This window comes from Enterococcus sp. 2STP, assembly GCF_032465635.1.
GTDB classification, from domain to species: Bacteria; Bacillota; Bacilli; order Lactobacillales; family Enterococcaceae; genus Enterococcus_B; species Enterococcus_B lactis.
This window is the reverse complement of record NZ_JAWDJH010000004.1, coordinates 61,181-76,155: the sequence shown is the minus strand read 5'-3', so window position 1 is coordinate 76,155 and position 14,975 is coordinate 61,181. Positions and strand designations below refer to the sequence as shown.

Here is a 14,975-nt window from a genome sequence, read left to right as displayed (position 1 = left end):
AATTTCGTAAAAAAAGAGAGTGATTTCTATTATAAAAATAGAAACCGCCTCTCTCTCGACACGCCGAAACGTGTTATCTGTACGATTTATTTACTTAACTTATTCTAGCACAAACTGAAAAATAGTGTCAACACGATTAGCCAAGTCACTTAAAAAGAGGTATGATAATAAATAACTAAATGGAATTTCGCGGAGGAAGAAAAATGGAAAAAATCGAATGGCGTAAAGACAAGAGCTATAGTATGAAAAAAAGCCCGCAAATACTAGAGGTTCCTAAAAAAACATTCTTTAGCATCAGAGGGATCGGCGACCCGAATCAGGAAGACTTTAAACAAAGAGTGGCCTGTCTGTATGCAGTCAGCTATGCAATACACATGTCGCCTAAAAAAAATTGGCTGATTCCTGATTATCAGATGTATACTGTCTATCCATTGGAAGGACAATGGGGACTGCAAGAAAAGTATTTGCATGAACCAGTGATGAAAAAAGAACATTTTTCTTATCAATTGATGATCCGACAGCCTGACTTTGTTACAGAAGCGATAGCACAAGAAGCCATTCAGCGTTCTCTGAGCAAACTTCCGGAAGACTTGAGAGAACAAGTAGCATTCGGAAAGATGGAAGAAGGTCTTTGTGCCCAAATCTTACACATCGGTTCCTATGATGAAGAACCAGAATCCTTTGAGAAATTAGAAGCATTCATTGCAGAAGAAGGCTATCAAAGAACTTCTAAAGAACACAAAGAAATCTATATCAGCGATCCACGAAAATCTGCACCTGAAAAAATGAAGACGATTTTGCGTGTCAAAATAGAAAAAAGATAGCAACCTGAATAAAACCGAAAAATAAAAGTAAAAAATACCAAAATAAGAAGAAATATTACTTGTCTTTTGCTATAATCAATATTGAGAGGTGTCTAATATGAAAAAGAAACAGCGACAAGCATTGATCCGCCAAATGATTACAGAACAACCGATTGGGACACAGGAAGAGCTGCTTACACGGTTGCATGAAGCAGGTGCCGATGTGACTCAAGCTACGATTTCTCGAGACATCAGAGAAATGAAGTTAGTAAAAAGCCAAGATGAAAATAAAATAGTACGCTATACATTATTTAACCAACCATCTGTTTCTTTAAATGAAGAACGTTTGCGTACGGCAATTAGGCGTGAGGTTTTACGTATACAGTCTGTTCAATTCATGGTTATCGTATTGACTGAACGAAATGGCGCTGATGTGGTAACGAATTGGTTAGACGAAGTTGCTTATCCCGAAGTTGTTGGAACGATGGCAGGTGTAGATACATTCATTATTATTTGCCGCTCAGAAGAAGAAGCACAGCGATTTGCGGAAAAATTAGAAAAAATGAGGGAATAGATGAGGAGGACTTTTATATGGAAGATATGAAAGCGCTACAAAATGGATCGGATATTCGAGGGATTGCATTACCAGTTGAAGGTCATGAAGTCAATTTGACGACAGACAGGGTAGAAAAGATCGGCTGGGGACTAGCAAACTGGCTAAAGAAAAAGAAGAAATCAACTAATCCAACTAGAAAATGGACGATTGGGATTGGTCATGACAGTAGGATCAGCGGACCAGCACTAAAAGAGGCGTTGATCCAAAGTCTGAAAGAACAAGGGATACATGTCATTGATTTCGAATTAGCTACTACGCCAGCTATGTTTATGTCCACTCAATTTGAACAATTCTCATGCGACGCTGCGGTCATGCTGACTGCTAGCCATCTTCCCTATTATTACAACGGAATAAAATTTTTCACCTCAGAAGGAGGGGCAGAAAAAGAAGATATTGCTTATATCCTGTCACAGCAGCAAAAAATAAACAGTGAACAAGCAGGAAGTGTGGAAAAAGCAGACCTTTTGACACCTTATGCGCAAGATTTAGTCACAAAAATCAAAAAAGGGATGGGAACACAAGATGACAAACCACTAAAAGGTTGGAAAATCATCGTGGATGCTGGAAATGGTGCTGGAGGATTTTTTGCTGAAAAAGTATTGAATAGCTTAGGCGCTGATACAACAGGATCTCAATTTTTGGAACCAGATGGTCGATTTCCTAATCACATCCCCAACCCTGATAACAAAGAAGCGATGGAAAGTATCAAGCAGGCTGTTTTAGCAAATGAAGCAGATCTTGGAATCATTTTTGACACAGATGTGGATCGTTCAGCTGTGGTCAGTGCTTCTGGAACAGTCATCAATCGAAATAATTTGATCGCAGTATTAAGTACGATCGTATTAAAAGAGCATCCAGGGACAAGGATCGTAACGAATTCGCCTACTTCTTCTCATCTACAAAAATTCATTGAAGAAAAAGGAGGTACCCAAATTCGTTATATTTCCGGCTATCGAAATGTAATCAATAAAGCATTAGAACTTAATCGTCTTGGGAAAGATACACAGCTAGCCATCGAAACAAGCGGTCACGCTGCATTCAAGGAAAATTATTTTCTGGATGATGGTGCATACGTCATCGCGAAGATCCTGATGCTTTTGCCAGAATTAAAAAGAAAAGGTATCACATTGGATGAACAAATCAAAGAGTTGAAACAGCCTGTAGAAGTACAAGAAATCCGACTAAAATTGTTCAGTGATGAACCACGCGAACAAGGAAACAAGATATTAGAAGAAATGAAGCGACTGTTGGAAGAAGAAAAAGGGATGAACTTCGACCCGGCAAATGAAGAAGGTATTCGGTATAATCTGCAAGAACCTTATGGAAGCGGTTGGTTTTTGATTCGCTTAAGCTTACATGAGCCGTTGTTAGTATTGCAGATAGAAAATGACGAGAGCGGAAAGAACCAGCTAGTGTTAGAAAAACTAGCAAACTTATTCGGACATTTTTCTGATCTTGAATCATTATCAGCAGAATAAACCAATCTTCTTGAAAGGTAGTTGCTTGGACAACAAAAAAAGTGGTAAGGTTAAACCGAGTGCTGGTAGGGTGGCCAGCAAAAGGAGGAAAAAAATGGTAACGAATATGGTTATTTTTTTAACAGTATTGGTCTATGGGGTCAACTTTCTGGTATATATGTATCTCAAAATCAATCATATAAAAGATTATTTAGAAAAGATTGCTATTTATTTTGGAACGAATATGACCCTGTTGTTCACGAGTGGCATCTTTTTGTTTTTTGGAAAAATAGTAGAAGACGGTATTCTGGTATTTGAATAAGCAGAATTTTTGTAGAAAGCGCCTTACTTGTCATACACTATAACTATAGCAAGTAGCAAATGGTCAATCGAAAGGAGCAGTACAATGAAAAAAGCATACGAAACAGCAATGATCAACCATGGCGGGCGCAATGGAGAGGTCGAGGCACCCAATGGCTCGATGCATATGAAAATCACTCCTCCGGGAATCCATGCAGAAGGAACAAATCCAGAACAATTATTTGCAGCAGGGTATGCTTCTTGTTTCAATGGGGCGGTACAACATATGATCAAAGAAGCAGGAATGACAGCAGAGTCCACAGTAAAAGCACGTGTCTCTCTTTATAATTTAGATGATGGCGGCTATCAGATCGGTGTAGTATTAGAAGTGCATATCGATGGTATCAGCGAAGAAGAAGCCAAAAAAATTGCAGATGATGCGCATGAATTCTGCCCTTACTCCAAAGCAACTAGAGGAAATATCGATGTAGAAGTAACGATTGTTTAGAAGAATAAAGGAAATCGAACCAGACTAAAAACGTGAAAGGACCGCTTTTTGTCTGGTTTTTTTGACAAACAAAGCAGATGATTTGGAAAATAGACGATTATCGGTTATCATATTTTTGTACCAATCGGTAGGTAAAAAAGAAGCGAGGGAAAAAGGATGGAAAAATATCAAAATATTGTGATCGGTTTTGGAAAGGGCGGTAAGACTTTAGCGAAGGCGTTAGCCTCAAAAGGCGAATCGGTTTTAGTCGTTGAAAAGTCAACACGTATGTATGGCGGAACATGTATCAACATCGGCTGTATTCCTTCTAAATCATTGATTTTCAATGGAGAAAGAGGAATCGACTTTACAGAGGCTGTTGCTCGGAAAGAAAAATTGACGGGCATGCTTCGTGCCAAAAATTATCATATGATCAGCGATGAGGCGACTGGGACAGTGATGGACGGTACAGCACGTTTTCTTTCTAACCATCAAATCGAAGTGACGAATAATGGTGAAAAAGTGATTGTTGAAGGCGAACGGATTTTCATCAATACTGGTTCTGAACCAATCATTTTACCAATCAAAGGATTGAATACAAGTCGCTACTTGATTGATTCTACGCAAGCAATGGATCAAGAACAATTACCGGAAAAATTAGTGATCATTGGGGCTGGATATATTGGTCTGGAATTTGCATCAATGTTCAATGAATACGGATCTAAAGTTGTCGTTCTTGATGCCCATCCTGAATTTCTTCCACGTGAAGATGAAGACATTGCACAAATGATTTTAGAAGATTTGACGAATGCAGGAATCGAGTTCCACTTAGGTGTGACTGTCGATGAAGTAGCAGACCAAGAATCAACAGCTGCCGTTACCTTTACAGAAGATGGTCAAAAAGTAACGATTGAAGCATCTAAAGTTTTAGCAGCAACTGGCCGAAAAGCTAATACAGCTTCTCTTGGATTAGAAAATACAGATGTTAAACTGACCGATCGCGGAGCAATCGCTGTAGATGAATACCTTCGTACAGATGCGGAAAACATTTGGGCGATTGGAGACGTCAAAGGCGGACTGCAGTTCACTTATATCTCTTTAGATGATTATCGAATTATCATGGATCAGTTGAAAGGCGAAAATACACGAACAACGAATAACCGGAAAGCTGTGCCTTACAGTGTATTTATCACTCCAACTTTATCTAATGTAGGATTAACAGAAAAACAAGCCAAAGCACAAGGCGTCAATTACAAATTATTCAAGTATATGACAAGCGGTGTTCCTAAAGCACAAGTATTAGAAGATCCTAAAGGGGTATTCAAAGTTTTAGTTGATCCTGAAACTGACTTGATTCTAGGCGCAAGTATCTATGCGGAAGATTCTCATGAAGTCATCAACTTGATTTCGCTAGCTATGAATGGAAAACTTCCTTATACGTTATTGAGAGATCAAATCTATTCTCATCCAACAATGAGTGAAGCTCTAAATGATGTATTAAAATAAATAACGAATGGAGAATTTATCATGTTCAACAACAAAAATACAGCAGTAGTTCTAACTGACCCGCAAGTCGAGTTCTTGAAACCAGCAGGTGGTGGCTTTGGTTTGACAAAAGATATCTTAGAAAAATACAATACGATCGAAAATATGATCGAAATGGTGAAACAAGCAAAAGAAAAAGGATACAAACTCTTTATTTCTCCTCATTATTTTTATCCACATGACCATAAATGGCAATTTGGCGGTGCAGGAGAACATATGATGCTTGAGCAGCAGATGTTTGCTAGAAAAAGTCAATATGAACCAGTGGAAGAAGGTTCAGGAGCCGATTTTATCGAAGAATTGAAACCATATTTGGATGAAAATACGATCATCAGCTCTCCTCATAAAATCTTTGGACCAGAAAGCAACGACTTAGCGCTTCAATTGAGAAAAAATGGAATCGACACAGTAATTCTCGGAGGAATGAACGGAAACTTGTGTAGCGATTCCCATATGCGTGAATTGGTAGAGAGTGGATTCAATGTTGTGGTAGCGACAGATGCAATTGGTGCTCCTGGCCAAGAAGCAATGGATGCAGCGTTGACGAACTTTGGTTTTATTGCAGATCAAGTGATGACAACAGAGGAAGTATTAGAGCAACTATCATAAGATAGGAACTGCTTTTGTCCTCGCAGTTCTTGAATCAATGAACATCTAGTTACAAGAGAACAGTTTTATAGTGAGGGCTGTGTCAGATAATTTGGCACAGTCTTTTTTTTAAACGATTAGGAAGATAAAATGATGAATTTATTGTATAATATAGGACTATGAGAGATAAAAAAGGAGAATATCATTGAAAACAAAGGAAAAGATCTTGGAAGCGACCAAAGATCTTATTTATAAAAAAGGCTATCATGAAACGTCGATCCGGGATATTCTAGCAGCTTCTGATACGGGGAAAGGGCAATTTTATTATTACTTTTCTTCAAAAAAAGAAGTTTGTCTAGCGGTGATCCATGCGCATATGGACGTGTGGCAGACAGAATTGTTTGAAGACATCTTAAATGCTGGAAAACAGCCAGAAGAAGCATTAGAAGAAATGTTGGATTGGATTTTCGCTGATCATGAGACACAAATCACTTATCATGGCTGTCCTGTGGGGAATTTGATTATTGAGTTGAGTACAGTGGATGAAGAATTCCGTCTATTGCTACTAGAATTAGTCAATCAATGGGTCAAGTATACGAAACAAAATATCTTGGCACTTTCTGAAGAAAAACTGTCCGATGCAGAGGCAGACCGTCAAGCCAAAGCGTTGATTGCTGAAATCCAGGGAAGTATCTTATTGTTGAAAGTCACACAAGATTTATCACTACTTAGACAGAATTTCCAATTGATCAAAGAAAGATTGTTAACTTCGCAAAAGGTTCTTTAATAATTAGAGGTTGTGACAGAAGTGGTCAGCTTCAAGAAATAAGAAGGAATTTACGAAAATTGCTTCTCAAATTTTTGTGAAATTTCGGCTTATTTTTCGAAGAAGCTACTTCTGGAACACCGTGAATCAGAGGTTGTGAAATCAGCGCTTTGACCTGAGTATTAGAGAAACAAACGGCAAAATAGTTCCTCATATTTTGCCGTTTGTTGAGCTAATACCGAGGGTCAGCTGATTGAACACCGTTTAGTGAAGAGGTTGTGAAAAAGCTGCCCTGCATCAAGTAATAAGAACAGCCAAGTAAAAACAGCTCCTTATGTTTTTAAATTGGTTGGACTTATTACCGCAGATGCAAGCTTTTGAACACCGTTTAAGGAAGAGGTCGTGAAAAAGTCGCTTAGTTTCGAGTATGAAGAAAAATTTTGTGAAAATGGCTTTCTACATTTTTGCATAAATTTGGCTTAATACCGAGAAACTGGCTTTTGAACACCGTTTACCCAGAGGTCGTGAACCTGCCGTTTCACTCTGAGTCACAAGGAGCAATTTCAAAAAACAGCTTCTCATGTTTGTTGAATATTGTGACTTGTGACCGAGGAGTTGGCATGAGAAAAACGTTTACTGGAGAGTTTGTCACAACTTTTTTAATTCTCTATTCATTGAAAGCGTTTTGTTGGTATGAACTTCTTGTTGCAGTGTATGATAGATAAAAAGAGGGGGAGATATTAGGATGTGTGGTCGTTATTTTTTTGATCTAGAGTCGGAGCTCCTTCAGAACTATTATCGAGAAGCCCAGAAGAAACAACCGGAACAGGCAGCAAAATTAGCAGCTGGAGAAATTTTTCCGTCAAATCTTGTTGTGACATTAAGAAAAAAGGAAGAAAACAATCTCACTCCGGAAATCATGAAGTGGGGATTTACCGGATTTAAAAAAGGACAATTGATGATCAATGCCCGGGCAGAGACAGTAGAAGAAAAAAAGACCTTTCATCAACCATTTTTGCAAAATCGTTGTGTTTTTCCAATGAGCGGCTTTTATGAGTGGAATGAAGAAAAAGACAAATTTATGTTTTCAAATAAGGAAAAAATAGTGTATATTGGCGGCTTTTATCGTAGCCATCACGATGAAAAAACGGCAGAATCAATCATAATGACTACTGAACCTAATCGCACAGTCGCACCAATCCATGACCGAATGCCGCTTGTCTTGACTGAAGAACAAATCGAACCTTGGGTAACAGATATTTCTTTTGCGCGAAAAATCATTACTCAGCAGATGCCTGAATTAGTAATGGAGAAGGTATAACAGATTCGATTTTTTAAAGAAAGATCGGCAAAAAACAAAAAAGACTTCAGCACAGATCCCAAAAACAAAGAGAAGAGAAGAAATGCTCATAAGCTGCATATACTGTATCTATAGAGTCACAGTCGACCTTTCTAAGGTATAGCTTCTATTTGTTTTTTACTCGTGCTGCGAGTCTTTTTTTGTTTATACCTAACGATGTTTATCATTACGACTCTTTGAATTCTTGGAATCTAAAATTTAAACTTAACGACTGGTTGGCAGTTGTATATTCTCTGAATTTATAGATAAGAGGTTGCCATTTAACCACATTGATATGAGTTGGATCATGTAAAATCCCTTCTTCTACAAAAATAGCTACGATCTCACACTCTACAATAGCAAAGTCTTCTCTAGTTGAAATTCGTTGAACCAACGTTTCTATTTGAATCGGGCATTCTTTGATCCGAACAGTTGCAACTTCTTCACCTGCTAGTTTCGTGAACTTTCCCAATTGAAATTTGTCAGAGCAAAAGGAATAGCCAGCTTTTTGTTTATAATCGGGCATGATAGGATGGCCTGTCGTCTTTGCGATTTTCTCGATTTTTTCCCAAAGTGTTTGATCTGCAAGATTGAAGGTAGCGGCATGTCCCACTTTTAAATTTGTATACCCTTTACTGTGCATACTGATTCCAATGACAATCGTTTTGCCAAGTGTCCAAGTGGAGCTGATTGGCGTGAGGTTGTCATTACCAGTCATTTCATCCTTAGTCGTCATCAGCACGACGGGAAATCCGTAATAGAAACTTTCTTTTTCCATTTTTTTAAACATAATCCTCACCTCTGAATATAGTATACTAAGCTTATTCCTCGATGCTCATCGATGTGTGAAAGGAGAGAAAAAAATGGCTGGATTTCCTGATCTTCAGCAAACGACTAAACTCTTAGCAGATCATTCGCGACTTGAGATCCTTACTTTATTGATGGATGGAAGGTTCCATACCGTGCATGAACTAGCAAAGAAAGCAAAAATAAAAGATCATACAGCATCTTATCATATAAAAAAACTTCATTCTCTTGATTGGGTGATGTCTTATAAACAGGGAAGAAATGTCTATTATCGATTATCATCTCTGGAAATCGCTGATTTGTTAGAAAATCTTATGGTAGTTAGTCCGGTTAAACCGATCAAATCATTTAATGAAAACAAAGAATATAGTGAATTAAAAGCAGGAAGATCTTGTTATCGGCATTTAGCCGGTGTGATAGGTGTAGTTTTTTTCAACTTTCTCCTTCACAACAACTATCTTGTGATGGAAAACCATCATGTGGAACTTACAGAAGAAGGCGTTTGTTATTTCAAAGACTTAGGAATAGATATTGACGCACTGAAAAAACAATCTGGAGTACTTGTGAAGCCTTGCTTAGATTGGACAGAACGAACATTTCATTTAGGAGGAAATCTCGGGAACGCGCTTTTCCGATGGTGTAAAGAGAAAGAATATATCACATTGAATCCAGAAAACAGAGGTGTTCGCTTAACTGCTGAAGGGAATTTATTTTTCCAAAAATTTGAATCGAGCCAATAGGAAAGTCGTTTCTAATACAATAAAAAGGTTGTGACAAAAATCTTGTCACAACCTTTTTCCTACGTATGTTTTTTATTTCTTGAATGGAGGTGTCCCATACATTTTTGGTGTTACTGGTTCTAATTTTGGTGCAGCGCCTTCGATCTTAGGTTCTTTCAACCATTGATATTCGCCTTCGCCGTCCAATGCTTTGCCGCTAGCCCAAGAACCTTCACTACTTTGGTCTCCCTCTGAGAAGTTATAGAAGTCATAAGCAATGTCTTTTCGTTCTTTGTCACGTGGGAAAGTACTTGGGACTAAGATTGAACCTTCTTTTTCTTCTAATTCTTTCACTGCACATTCCCATAGGTTTTGATGATAGCTATCTCTTGCAAGGAGAACAGACAGCATATCTTTTACGCCACGATCATCGATCATTTCGTAAATACGTGCTACTTGAAGTCTTCCTTGTGATTCGGCATTTAAATTAGCTCTAAAATCTGCTAACAAGTTGCCACTCGCAATGATATAGGCACCGCTCCATGGATTGCCCACGCTGTCAGCAGGACGAGGTCCTAAGCCAGCTACGATCGCGTGCTGTGGATTCATTCCAGAGATAATGGCACCGATTGTTGGATCTTTTTGCATCGCTGCTTCTTGATCTTCAACAGGCGCACCCTCTAATAAACGAGCAACCATTGTCGCCAACATTTCTACGTGGCCGATTTCTTCTGTTGCAATGTCCATCAGCATATCTTTATATTTTTCTTCTCCTCGGCAGCTCCAACCTTGGAACAGGTACTGCATAGCTACACTCATCTCGCCATATTGGCCGCCGATCAGCTCCTGCAGATATTTCGCGATTAATGGATTCGGACGATCTGGTTTTGCCTCAAACTGCAATTCTTTCTGGTGTCTAAACATCAAAATTCCTCCTAATCTTTTTTTAATACATTCTCATTCTGCTACGAAAGATTAAAAAATTCAAAGAAAACGCTCGCGAATTATATAAAGTGTTGGTATCATTAATAATTTTTCGATAATCACACCTTATAAATTGTTATTTTCAGAACAAAATGATATCGTTATATTAAAACCGACATCGGTTACATTAAAATTTGGAGGTAAAATATGAAAAAATTATTGTTTACAGGATTGTTGGCAAGTTCAGCATTGTTTTTATTAGGAGGATGCGGATCAAGTAATACAAGCGATGCCAGCTCAAGTGCAGCAAATTCTTCTGAAAAAACAAGTGATGGAAGAAAAAATATTGATTTCTGGTCCTTTTGGGGGTCGGGCGCACGAAAAGAAGCCATCGAAGAAATCATTGAGGATTTCAACCAATCACAAGACGAGATCCATGTAAATTATAAGTATCAGCCATGGGGGGATATTTGGACCAAATCTTTATCTGCAATAACGGCTGGAAATGCACCTGATGTTATTGTACAGGACATAAATTCCGTTGCGCAAAGAGCAGAAGCACAGCAAGCAACCAATCTCTCCGAGTATGTAGATAAAGATACTTCTAAGGATTTTTATCCCCAGCTTTGGGACACAGTAGAATATAAGGGTGATCCTTATGCCATCCCATTCAATACAGATACACAAGTCATTTTTTATAATAAAAAGTTATTTAAAGAAGCTGGGATCAGCGAACAAGATCTACCGACAACTTGGGATGAATTAGAAGAAACAGCACGTAAACTAGATAAAAAAGAAGGAAAAGAGTTTACGCGTATCGGTTTTTATCCATTATGGAATTTAGGTGCTGATGTATGGGCATTAAACGCAGACAACGGGACTAGTTGGTTTGATAAGGACGAAAAGGTCAAGATTGATACTAAAAACAAAGTGGAAGCCTTAGAATGGATTCAAGACTGGCAAGATTATTATGGAAAAAATACAATCAACAAATTAGAAGCAGAATTTGGTTCTGGTGTGTCTGATCCATTTATTTCTGGATTAGTAGCTATGCGCGCCCAAAACATCAATTATTACTCTAGCTTGATGGAAAACGCACCGGATGATTTTGATTTTGGCGTGATGCAGCTTCCAGAAAAAGAGGAAGGTTCAGGTCATTGGTCATGGGGTGGCGGATTCGTCTTGGAAGTACCATACGGAGCAAAAGATCCTGAAGCCTCTTATGAATTCATCAAATATCTTTCTTCTCCAGAAGTACAAGAAAAATTCGGCGAAAAAAGTTTTGATATCATGGCAAGTAAAACAGCCAACGAGAATTTAGTGAATAATGACAACCTAACGGACAAAGGGAAAATGATCTATCAAATGACGGACGAAAACTTTAAAAATACAGTGATCACACCAGTTCCTTTAGATGCACCGGATTATACGACATTAGTGAATGAACAGATCGACCAGATTCTTTCAGGAACAAAATCAGCAAAAGAAGGATTGGCAGATGCACAAAAAGCAGTAGAGAACTTAGTCAAGCAAAATCAATAATCCGTTTTTGACTGTCTAGGTACAGAGGAGGCAAGAAAATTTGAAGCGTTTATCTATCCGAAAGAAAAAAGAAGCAAGATGGGCCTATTTATTTATCTCGCCTTTTATTATCGGTTTTTTAATCTTTATGCTAGGGCCTATGCTTTTTTCAGTTATTGGTAGTTTCACCGATTATAATTTGACATCCAAGATGAATTTCATTGGTCTAGCAAATTTCAAAAGAATGTTCGTTCATGATGATTTATTTTGGAAATCGTTATACAACACCGTTTATTTCGTCATCTTCAATGTACCGCTGACGACGATTTTCAGTGTGTTTTTAGCCACAGTACTCAATCAAAAAATCAAAGGAATCAGTGTATTCCGTACAGTTTTCTATTTACCGGCAGTCTTATCAGGAGTAGCAGTCTACATCTTATGGATGCAGCTGCTTTCTCCATCTGCAGGATTGATCAACACATTTCTGGGCTGGTTCCATATCCCTGGACCAGCTTGGTTGTTTGATCCACAATGGACGAAACCTGCGTTGATTTTGATGAAAATATGGAGCTCTGGAGGAGCAATGCTACTTTACTTAGCTACATTACAAAATGTTCCTAGATCTTTATATGAATCAGCAGAAATCGATGGAGCAGGCGTTTGGGGAAAGTTCAAAAGTATTACTTTGCCATTAATCACTCCTATTATTTTTTACGATGTGATCACCTCTACGATCGGTTCTTTCCAAATTTTTCAAGAAGCTTATGTCATGACGAAAAATGGAACAGGTGGACCTGCAAATTCCTTGCTTTTTTATAATCTGCATATGTGGAACAAGGCGTTCGTCGCTTTTGATATGGGATATGCGATGGCTATGTCGATGATCCTATTTCTGATCGTTTTGGTTCTGACCTTCGTCAATTTGAAGCTTGCACCTAAATGGGTCTATTATTCTGGAGGTGACGGCAAATGATGGATTATTTTAAAAAAACCAGTGTGAATCGGCAATCAAAAAAGATGCTAAGCTATGTGCTTATGACGATAATAGGAATTATTTTGCTCATTCCATTGCTTTGGATGGTATTTACTTCATTGAAACCGATGGAAGAAATCGTTCGTTATCCTCCGACCTTTTTCCCAGAAAAAATCGTATGGGAAAACTATCTGGATACGATTGCCGCATTTCCTTTTTGGCGCTATGCAAGAAATACGTTATTCATCACTGTGCTAGTAGTGATCGGTAATGTCCTTTCGAATTCTTTTATTGCTTATGGATTTGCGAAGCTTGATTTTTCTGGGAAAAAGCTGATGTTTGCTTTGGTTCTTTCTACGATGATGATCCCGGGGTTTGTAACGATGATTCCTCAATATGTATTATTCTCCAAGATCGGCTGGGTAGGTACTTATTTGCCCCTGATCGTTCCATCGTTCTTCGGCAATGCGTTCAATATATTTCTGATGCGTCAATTTTACTTATCGATCAATAATGAATTGATCGAAGCTGCTGAAATCGACGGAGCGAATCATTTGTATATTTGGAGTCATTTGATGCTTCCATTGACGAAACCTGCTTTGATCACGATTGCAATCAATTCCTTCAACGCGGCTTGGAATGATTTCTTAGGTCCTCTGTTATATATCCAAGATCAAGAAAAATACACGTTGCAGATTGGCTTGCAAGTTTTTCAGAACCAAGCGACGACACAATGGAATTATCTGATGGCAGGAGCAACACTTGTCTTGATTCCGACGATCTTGCTGTTCTTTTTTGCACAACGTTATTTCATTGAAGGAATGGATTTGACAGGAGGATCAAAAGGATGATGAATCGGTCGATTGGTAAAAGAGCCAATGATTATTTTTTAGAAATCATTGAATGGATTCCGCGTCTTATCCAGTTACAGCTACTGTGGTTCCTGTGCGTCTTGCCTGTTCTCACATTAGGAACGGCAAGTCGAACAGTTCTCTATATGATTTATTATTACAAAAAAAATGAAGAGAAAAAGCTCAGTTCATTATACTGGAAGAAGTTTCGTGAGAATCTTTCTCTTTATGGAAAGCAAGATAGTTTAGCAAGTAGTTATTTTCTTCTTTTATTCATCGATTATCGGATTTTCCATTATTTGGGTGGGAGAATTGGCTATACATTGATGTATACTACGTTGTTTTTGCTTCTATTAAGTGCTGTTCTTTTTAGTTACAAAATCTTGCTTCAACTGGAAAATCAAAAAGAAGTCTCTTGGATTGCAGCATTTTTCTTGTTTTTTAATGATTTTAAAAGTGCACTTTTCTATTTAGCAGGCACGTCGATACTTCTGGTTGCATTATGGTTTGCAGGACCAGTCTACCTTGCTTTATTAGGTTTCAGCTTCTTGTTTTATTTTCAAGTCCTGCTTTTTATCCATCGTACGCAAGAAAAGGGTCTTAAAAAGGAGGAATAACATGCTGCGTTTGATTGCTAAAATCGATGATAGTATTATCAATAAGTTCGCTAAGCAACGAGAAACGGACAATCGGAAAATCAATTTCTTGAAATTTATCAGTAATATCTCTAATGGCGGTTTTATTTGGCTGCTCCTTGCTACGATTTTAGTTTTGGTACCTGATACAAGAGAATATGGTCTAGCTATTCTTGTAGGCAGTCTAATCTATTTTTTTGTTGGACTACTTCTCATTAAAAAAACGACAAGGCGGAAACGACCCTATGAAAAAAATCGTCGGCTTGTCCTTTACACAAGTAAACCGAAGACTTCTTCTTTTCCTTCAGGGCATACGGCACTTGCTTTTTTATCTGTAGCAGCGTTGTTCGAGTTAAGCCGTATTGCAGGAATACTAGCTTTTCTATTTGCTTGTTTGATCGCTTATTCAAGAATTTTTTTACTTTTACATTATCCTACTGATGTTTTAGGAGGAGCTATTTTAGGAAGTGTTATCGGTATCTTGTGTGCTGCCGTTATCTGAATCAATTGCATGAATAAAGCATGAGTGCGTAAATACGCATTCGTGCTTTATTTTTTTGTTTTTCAAGGAAATAGTCGGAGATTATTTACCTGTCTTAATAACTTAAGTTCTGTTAAATGAGAGTGTTATAAAACTTTATAAT

At 38.0% G+C, this 14,975-nt stretch carries 17 protein-coding genes; 15 read left to right on the top strand and 2 right to left on the bottom strand.

What is annotated here, in order from left to right:
- Positions 1-203 precede the first annotated feature (203 nt).
- The 9 genes from RWU19_RS01050 to RWU19_RS01010 all read left to right on the top strand — a co-directional run bounded on the left by RWU19_RS01050 (position 204) and on the right by RWU19_RS01010 (position 7,883).
- Positions 204-824, top strand: a complete 621-nt coding sequence (locus RWU19_RS01050; protein ID WP_123838026.1) for a GyrI-like domain-containing protein — start codon at positions 204-206, stop codon at positions 822-824.
- 97 nt (positions 825-921) lie between these two features.
- On the top strand, positions 922-1,377 hold the full coding sequence (locus RWU19_RS01045; protein ID WP_002314521.1) for an arginine repressor: 456 nt from the start codon (positions 922-924) through the stop codon (positions 1,375-1,377).
- Positions 1,378-1,394: 17 nt separating this feature from the next.
- Positions 1,395-2,897, top strand: a complete 1,503-nt coding sequence (locus RWU19_RS01040; RefSeq protein ID WP_086285754.1) for a phosphomannomutase/phosphoglucomutase — start codon at positions 1,395-1,397, stop codon at positions 2,895-2,897.
- A gap of 94 nt (positions 2,898-2,991) precedes the next feature.
- Positions 2,992-3,198, top strand: coding sequence for a hypothetical protein (locus RWU19_RS01035; protein ID WP_002308156.1), 207 nt, complete (start codon positions 2,992-2,994; stop codon positions 3,196-3,198).
- A gap of 84 nt (positions 3,199-3,282) precedes the next feature.
- The gene (locus tag RWU19_RS01030) at positions 3,283-3,684 is read left to right on the top strand and encodes an organic hydroperoxide resistance protein (protein WP_123838025.1); all 402 of its coding nucleotides are present in this window, start codon (positions 3,283-3,285) and stop codon (positions 3,682-3,684) included.
- A 156-nt stretch (positions 3,685-3,840) separates the two neighbouring features.
- The gene (locus RWU19_RS01025; RefSeq protein ID WP_002308157.1) at positions 3,841-5,169 is read left to right on the top strand and encodes an FAD-containing oxidoreductase; all 1,329 of its coding nucleotides are present in this window, start codon (positions 3,841-3,843) and stop codon (positions 5,167-5,169) included.
- Between the two features lie 21 nt (positions 5,170-5,190).
- Complete coding sequence (locus RWU19_RS01020; protein ID WP_002300333.1) at positions 5,191-5,817, top strand: cysteine hydrolase; 627 nt, start codon at positions 5,191-5,193, stop codon at positions 5,815-5,817.
- A gap of 184 nt (positions 5,818-6,001) precedes the next feature.
- Entirely contained in the window at positions 6,002-6,583 is a 582-nt protein-coding gene (locus RWU19_RS01015) for a TetR/AcrR family transcriptional regulator (RefSeq protein ID WP_038398440.1), read from the top strand.
- A 724-nt stretch (positions 6,584-7,307) separates the two neighbouring features.
- Complete coding sequence (locus tag RWU19_RS01010; protein WP_002314527.1) at positions 7,308-7,883, top strand: SOS response-associated peptidase; 576 nt, start codon at positions 7,308-7,310, stop codon at positions 7,881-7,883.
- 205 nt (positions 7,884-8,088) lie between these two features.
- On the opposite strand, the gene RWU19_RS01005 is transcribed toward RWU19_RS01010, so the two are convergent.
- On the bottom strand, positions 8,089-8,619 hold the full coding sequence (locus tag RWU19_RS01005) for a flavin reductase (protein WP_260241506.1): 531 nt from the start codon (positions 8,617-8,619) through the stop codon (positions 8,089-8,091).
- A gap of 145 nt (positions 8,620-8,764) precedes the next feature.
- On the opposite strand from RWU19_RS01005, the gene RWU19_RS01000 reads away from it, so the two are divergent.
- A complete protein-coding gene (locus tag RWU19_RS01000; RefSeq protein WP_123838023.1) occupies positions 8,765-9,448 on the top strand; it encodes an ArsR/SmtB family transcription factor in 684 nt (227 codons plus the stop codon).
- A 72-nt stretch (positions 9,449-9,520) separates the two neighbouring features.
- Here RWU19_RS01000 and RWU19_RS00995 read toward each other — a convergent pair whose 3' ends face one another.
- Complete coding sequence (locus tag RWU19_RS00995; protein WP_002286789.1) at positions 9,521-10,351, bottom strand: manganese catalase family protein; 831 nt, start codon at positions 10,349-10,351, stop codon at positions 9,521-9,523.
- Between the two features lie 207 nt (positions 10,352-10,558).
- Here RWU19_RS00995 and RWU19_RS00990 point away from each other — a divergent pair, with 207 nt between their 5' ends.
- Genes RWU19_RS00990 through RWU19_RS00970 form a run of 5 tightly spaced genes read left to right on the top strand, consistent with a single transcriptional unit; the run spans position 10,559 to position 14,833 of the window.
- A complete protein-coding gene (locus RWU19_RS00990; protein WP_316002438.1) occupies positions 10,559-11,893 on the top strand; it encodes an ABC transporter substrate-binding protein in 1,335 nt (444 codons plus the stop codon).
- A gap of 40 nt (positions 11,894-11,933) precedes the next feature.
- Positions 11,934-12,845, top strand: a complete 912-nt coding sequence (locus RWU19_RS00985; RefSeq protein ID WP_002291248.1) for a carbohydrate ABC transporter permease — start codon at positions 11,934-11,936, stop codon at positions 12,843-12,845.
- The gene (locus RWU19_RS00980; RefSeq protein ID WP_123838022.1) at positions 12,842-13,696 is read left to right on the top strand and encodes a carbohydrate ABC transporter permease; all 855 of its coding nucleotides are present in this window, start codon (positions 12,842-12,844) and stop codon (positions 13,694-13,696) included. Before RWU19_RS00985 ends, RWU19_RS00980 begins: the two co-directional genes overlap by 4 nt.
- Positions 13,693-14,313 (top strand): YesL family protein, encoded by a 621-nt coding sequence (locus tag RWU19_RS00975; RefSeq protein WP_123838021.1) that lies wholly within the window; start codon positions 13,693-13,695, stop codon positions 14,311-14,313. Before RWU19_RS00980 ends, RWU19_RS00975 begins: the two co-directional genes overlap by 4 nt.
- Position 14,314: 1 nt before the next feature.
- Positions 14,315-14,833, top strand: coding sequence for a phosphatase PAP2 family protein (locus tag RWU19_RS00970; protein WP_070770473.1), 519 nt, complete (start codon positions 14,315-14,317; stop codon positions 14,831-14,833).
- Positions 14,834-14,975 lie beyond the last annotated feature (142 nt).

Excerpts from the sequence above, each read along its gene's own strand:
- RWU19_RS01050 (WP_123838026.1), top strand. The coding sequence starts at position 204 with ATGGAAAAAATCGAATGGCGTAAAGACAAGAGCTATAGTATGAAAAAA.
- RWU19_RS01045 (WP_002314521.1), top strand. The coding sequence starts at position 922 with ATGAAAAAGAAACAGCGACAAGCATTGATCCGCCAAATGATTACAGAA.
- RWU19_RS01040 (WP_086285754.1), top strand. The coding sequence starts at position 1,395 with ATGGAAGATATGAAAGCGCTACAAAATGGATCGGATATTCGAGGGATT.
- RWU19_RS01035 (WP_002308156.1), top strand. The coding sequence starts at position 2,992 with ATGGTAACGAATATGGTTATTTTTTTAACAGTATTGGTCTATGGGGTC.
- RWU19_RS01030 (WP_123838025.1), top strand. The coding sequence starts at position 3,283 with ATGAAAAAAGCATACGAAACAGCAATGATCAACCATGGCGGGCGCAAT.
- RWU19_RS01025 (WP_002308157.1), top strand. The coding sequence starts at position 3,841 with ATGGAAAAATATCAAAATATTGTGATCGGTTTTGGAAAGGGCGGTAAG.
- RWU19_RS01020 (WP_002300333.1), top strand. The coding sequence starts at position 5,191 with ATGTTCAACAACAAAAATACAGCAGTAGTTCTAACTGACCCGCAAGTC.
- RWU19_RS01010 (WP_002314527.1), top strand. The coding sequence starts at position 7,308 with ATGTGTGGTCGTTATTTTTTTGATCTAGAGTCGGAGCTCCTTCAGAAC.
- RWU19_RS01005 (WP_260241506.1), bottom strand. The coding sequence starts at position 8,619 with ATGACTGGTAATGACAACCTCACGCCAATCAGCTCCACTTGGACACTT.
- RWU19_RS01000 (WP_123838023.1), top strand. The coding sequence starts at position 8,765 with ATGGCTGGATTTCCTGATCTTCAGCAAACGACTAAACTCTTAGCAGAT.
- RWU19_RS00995 (WP_002286789.1), bottom strand. The coding sequence starts at position 10,351 with ATGTTTAGACACCAGAAAGAATTGCAGTTTGAGGCAAAACCAGATCGT.
- RWU19_RS00990 (WP_316002438.1), top strand. The coding sequence starts at position 10,559 with ATGAAAAAATTATTGTTTACAGGATTGTTGGCAAGTTCAGCATTGTTT.
- RWU19_RS00980 (WP_123838022.1), top strand. The coding sequence starts at position 12,842 with ATGATGGATTATTTTAAAAAAACCAGTGTGAATCGGCAATCAAAAAAG.
- RWU19_RS00975 (WP_123838021.1), top strand. The coding sequence starts at position 13,693 with ATGATGAATCGGTCGATTGGTAAAAGAGCCAATGATTATTTTTTAGAA.
- RWU19_RS00970 (WP_070770473.1), top strand. The coding sequence starts at position 14,315 with ATGCTGCGTTTGATTGCTAAAATCGATGATAGTATTATCAATAAGTTC.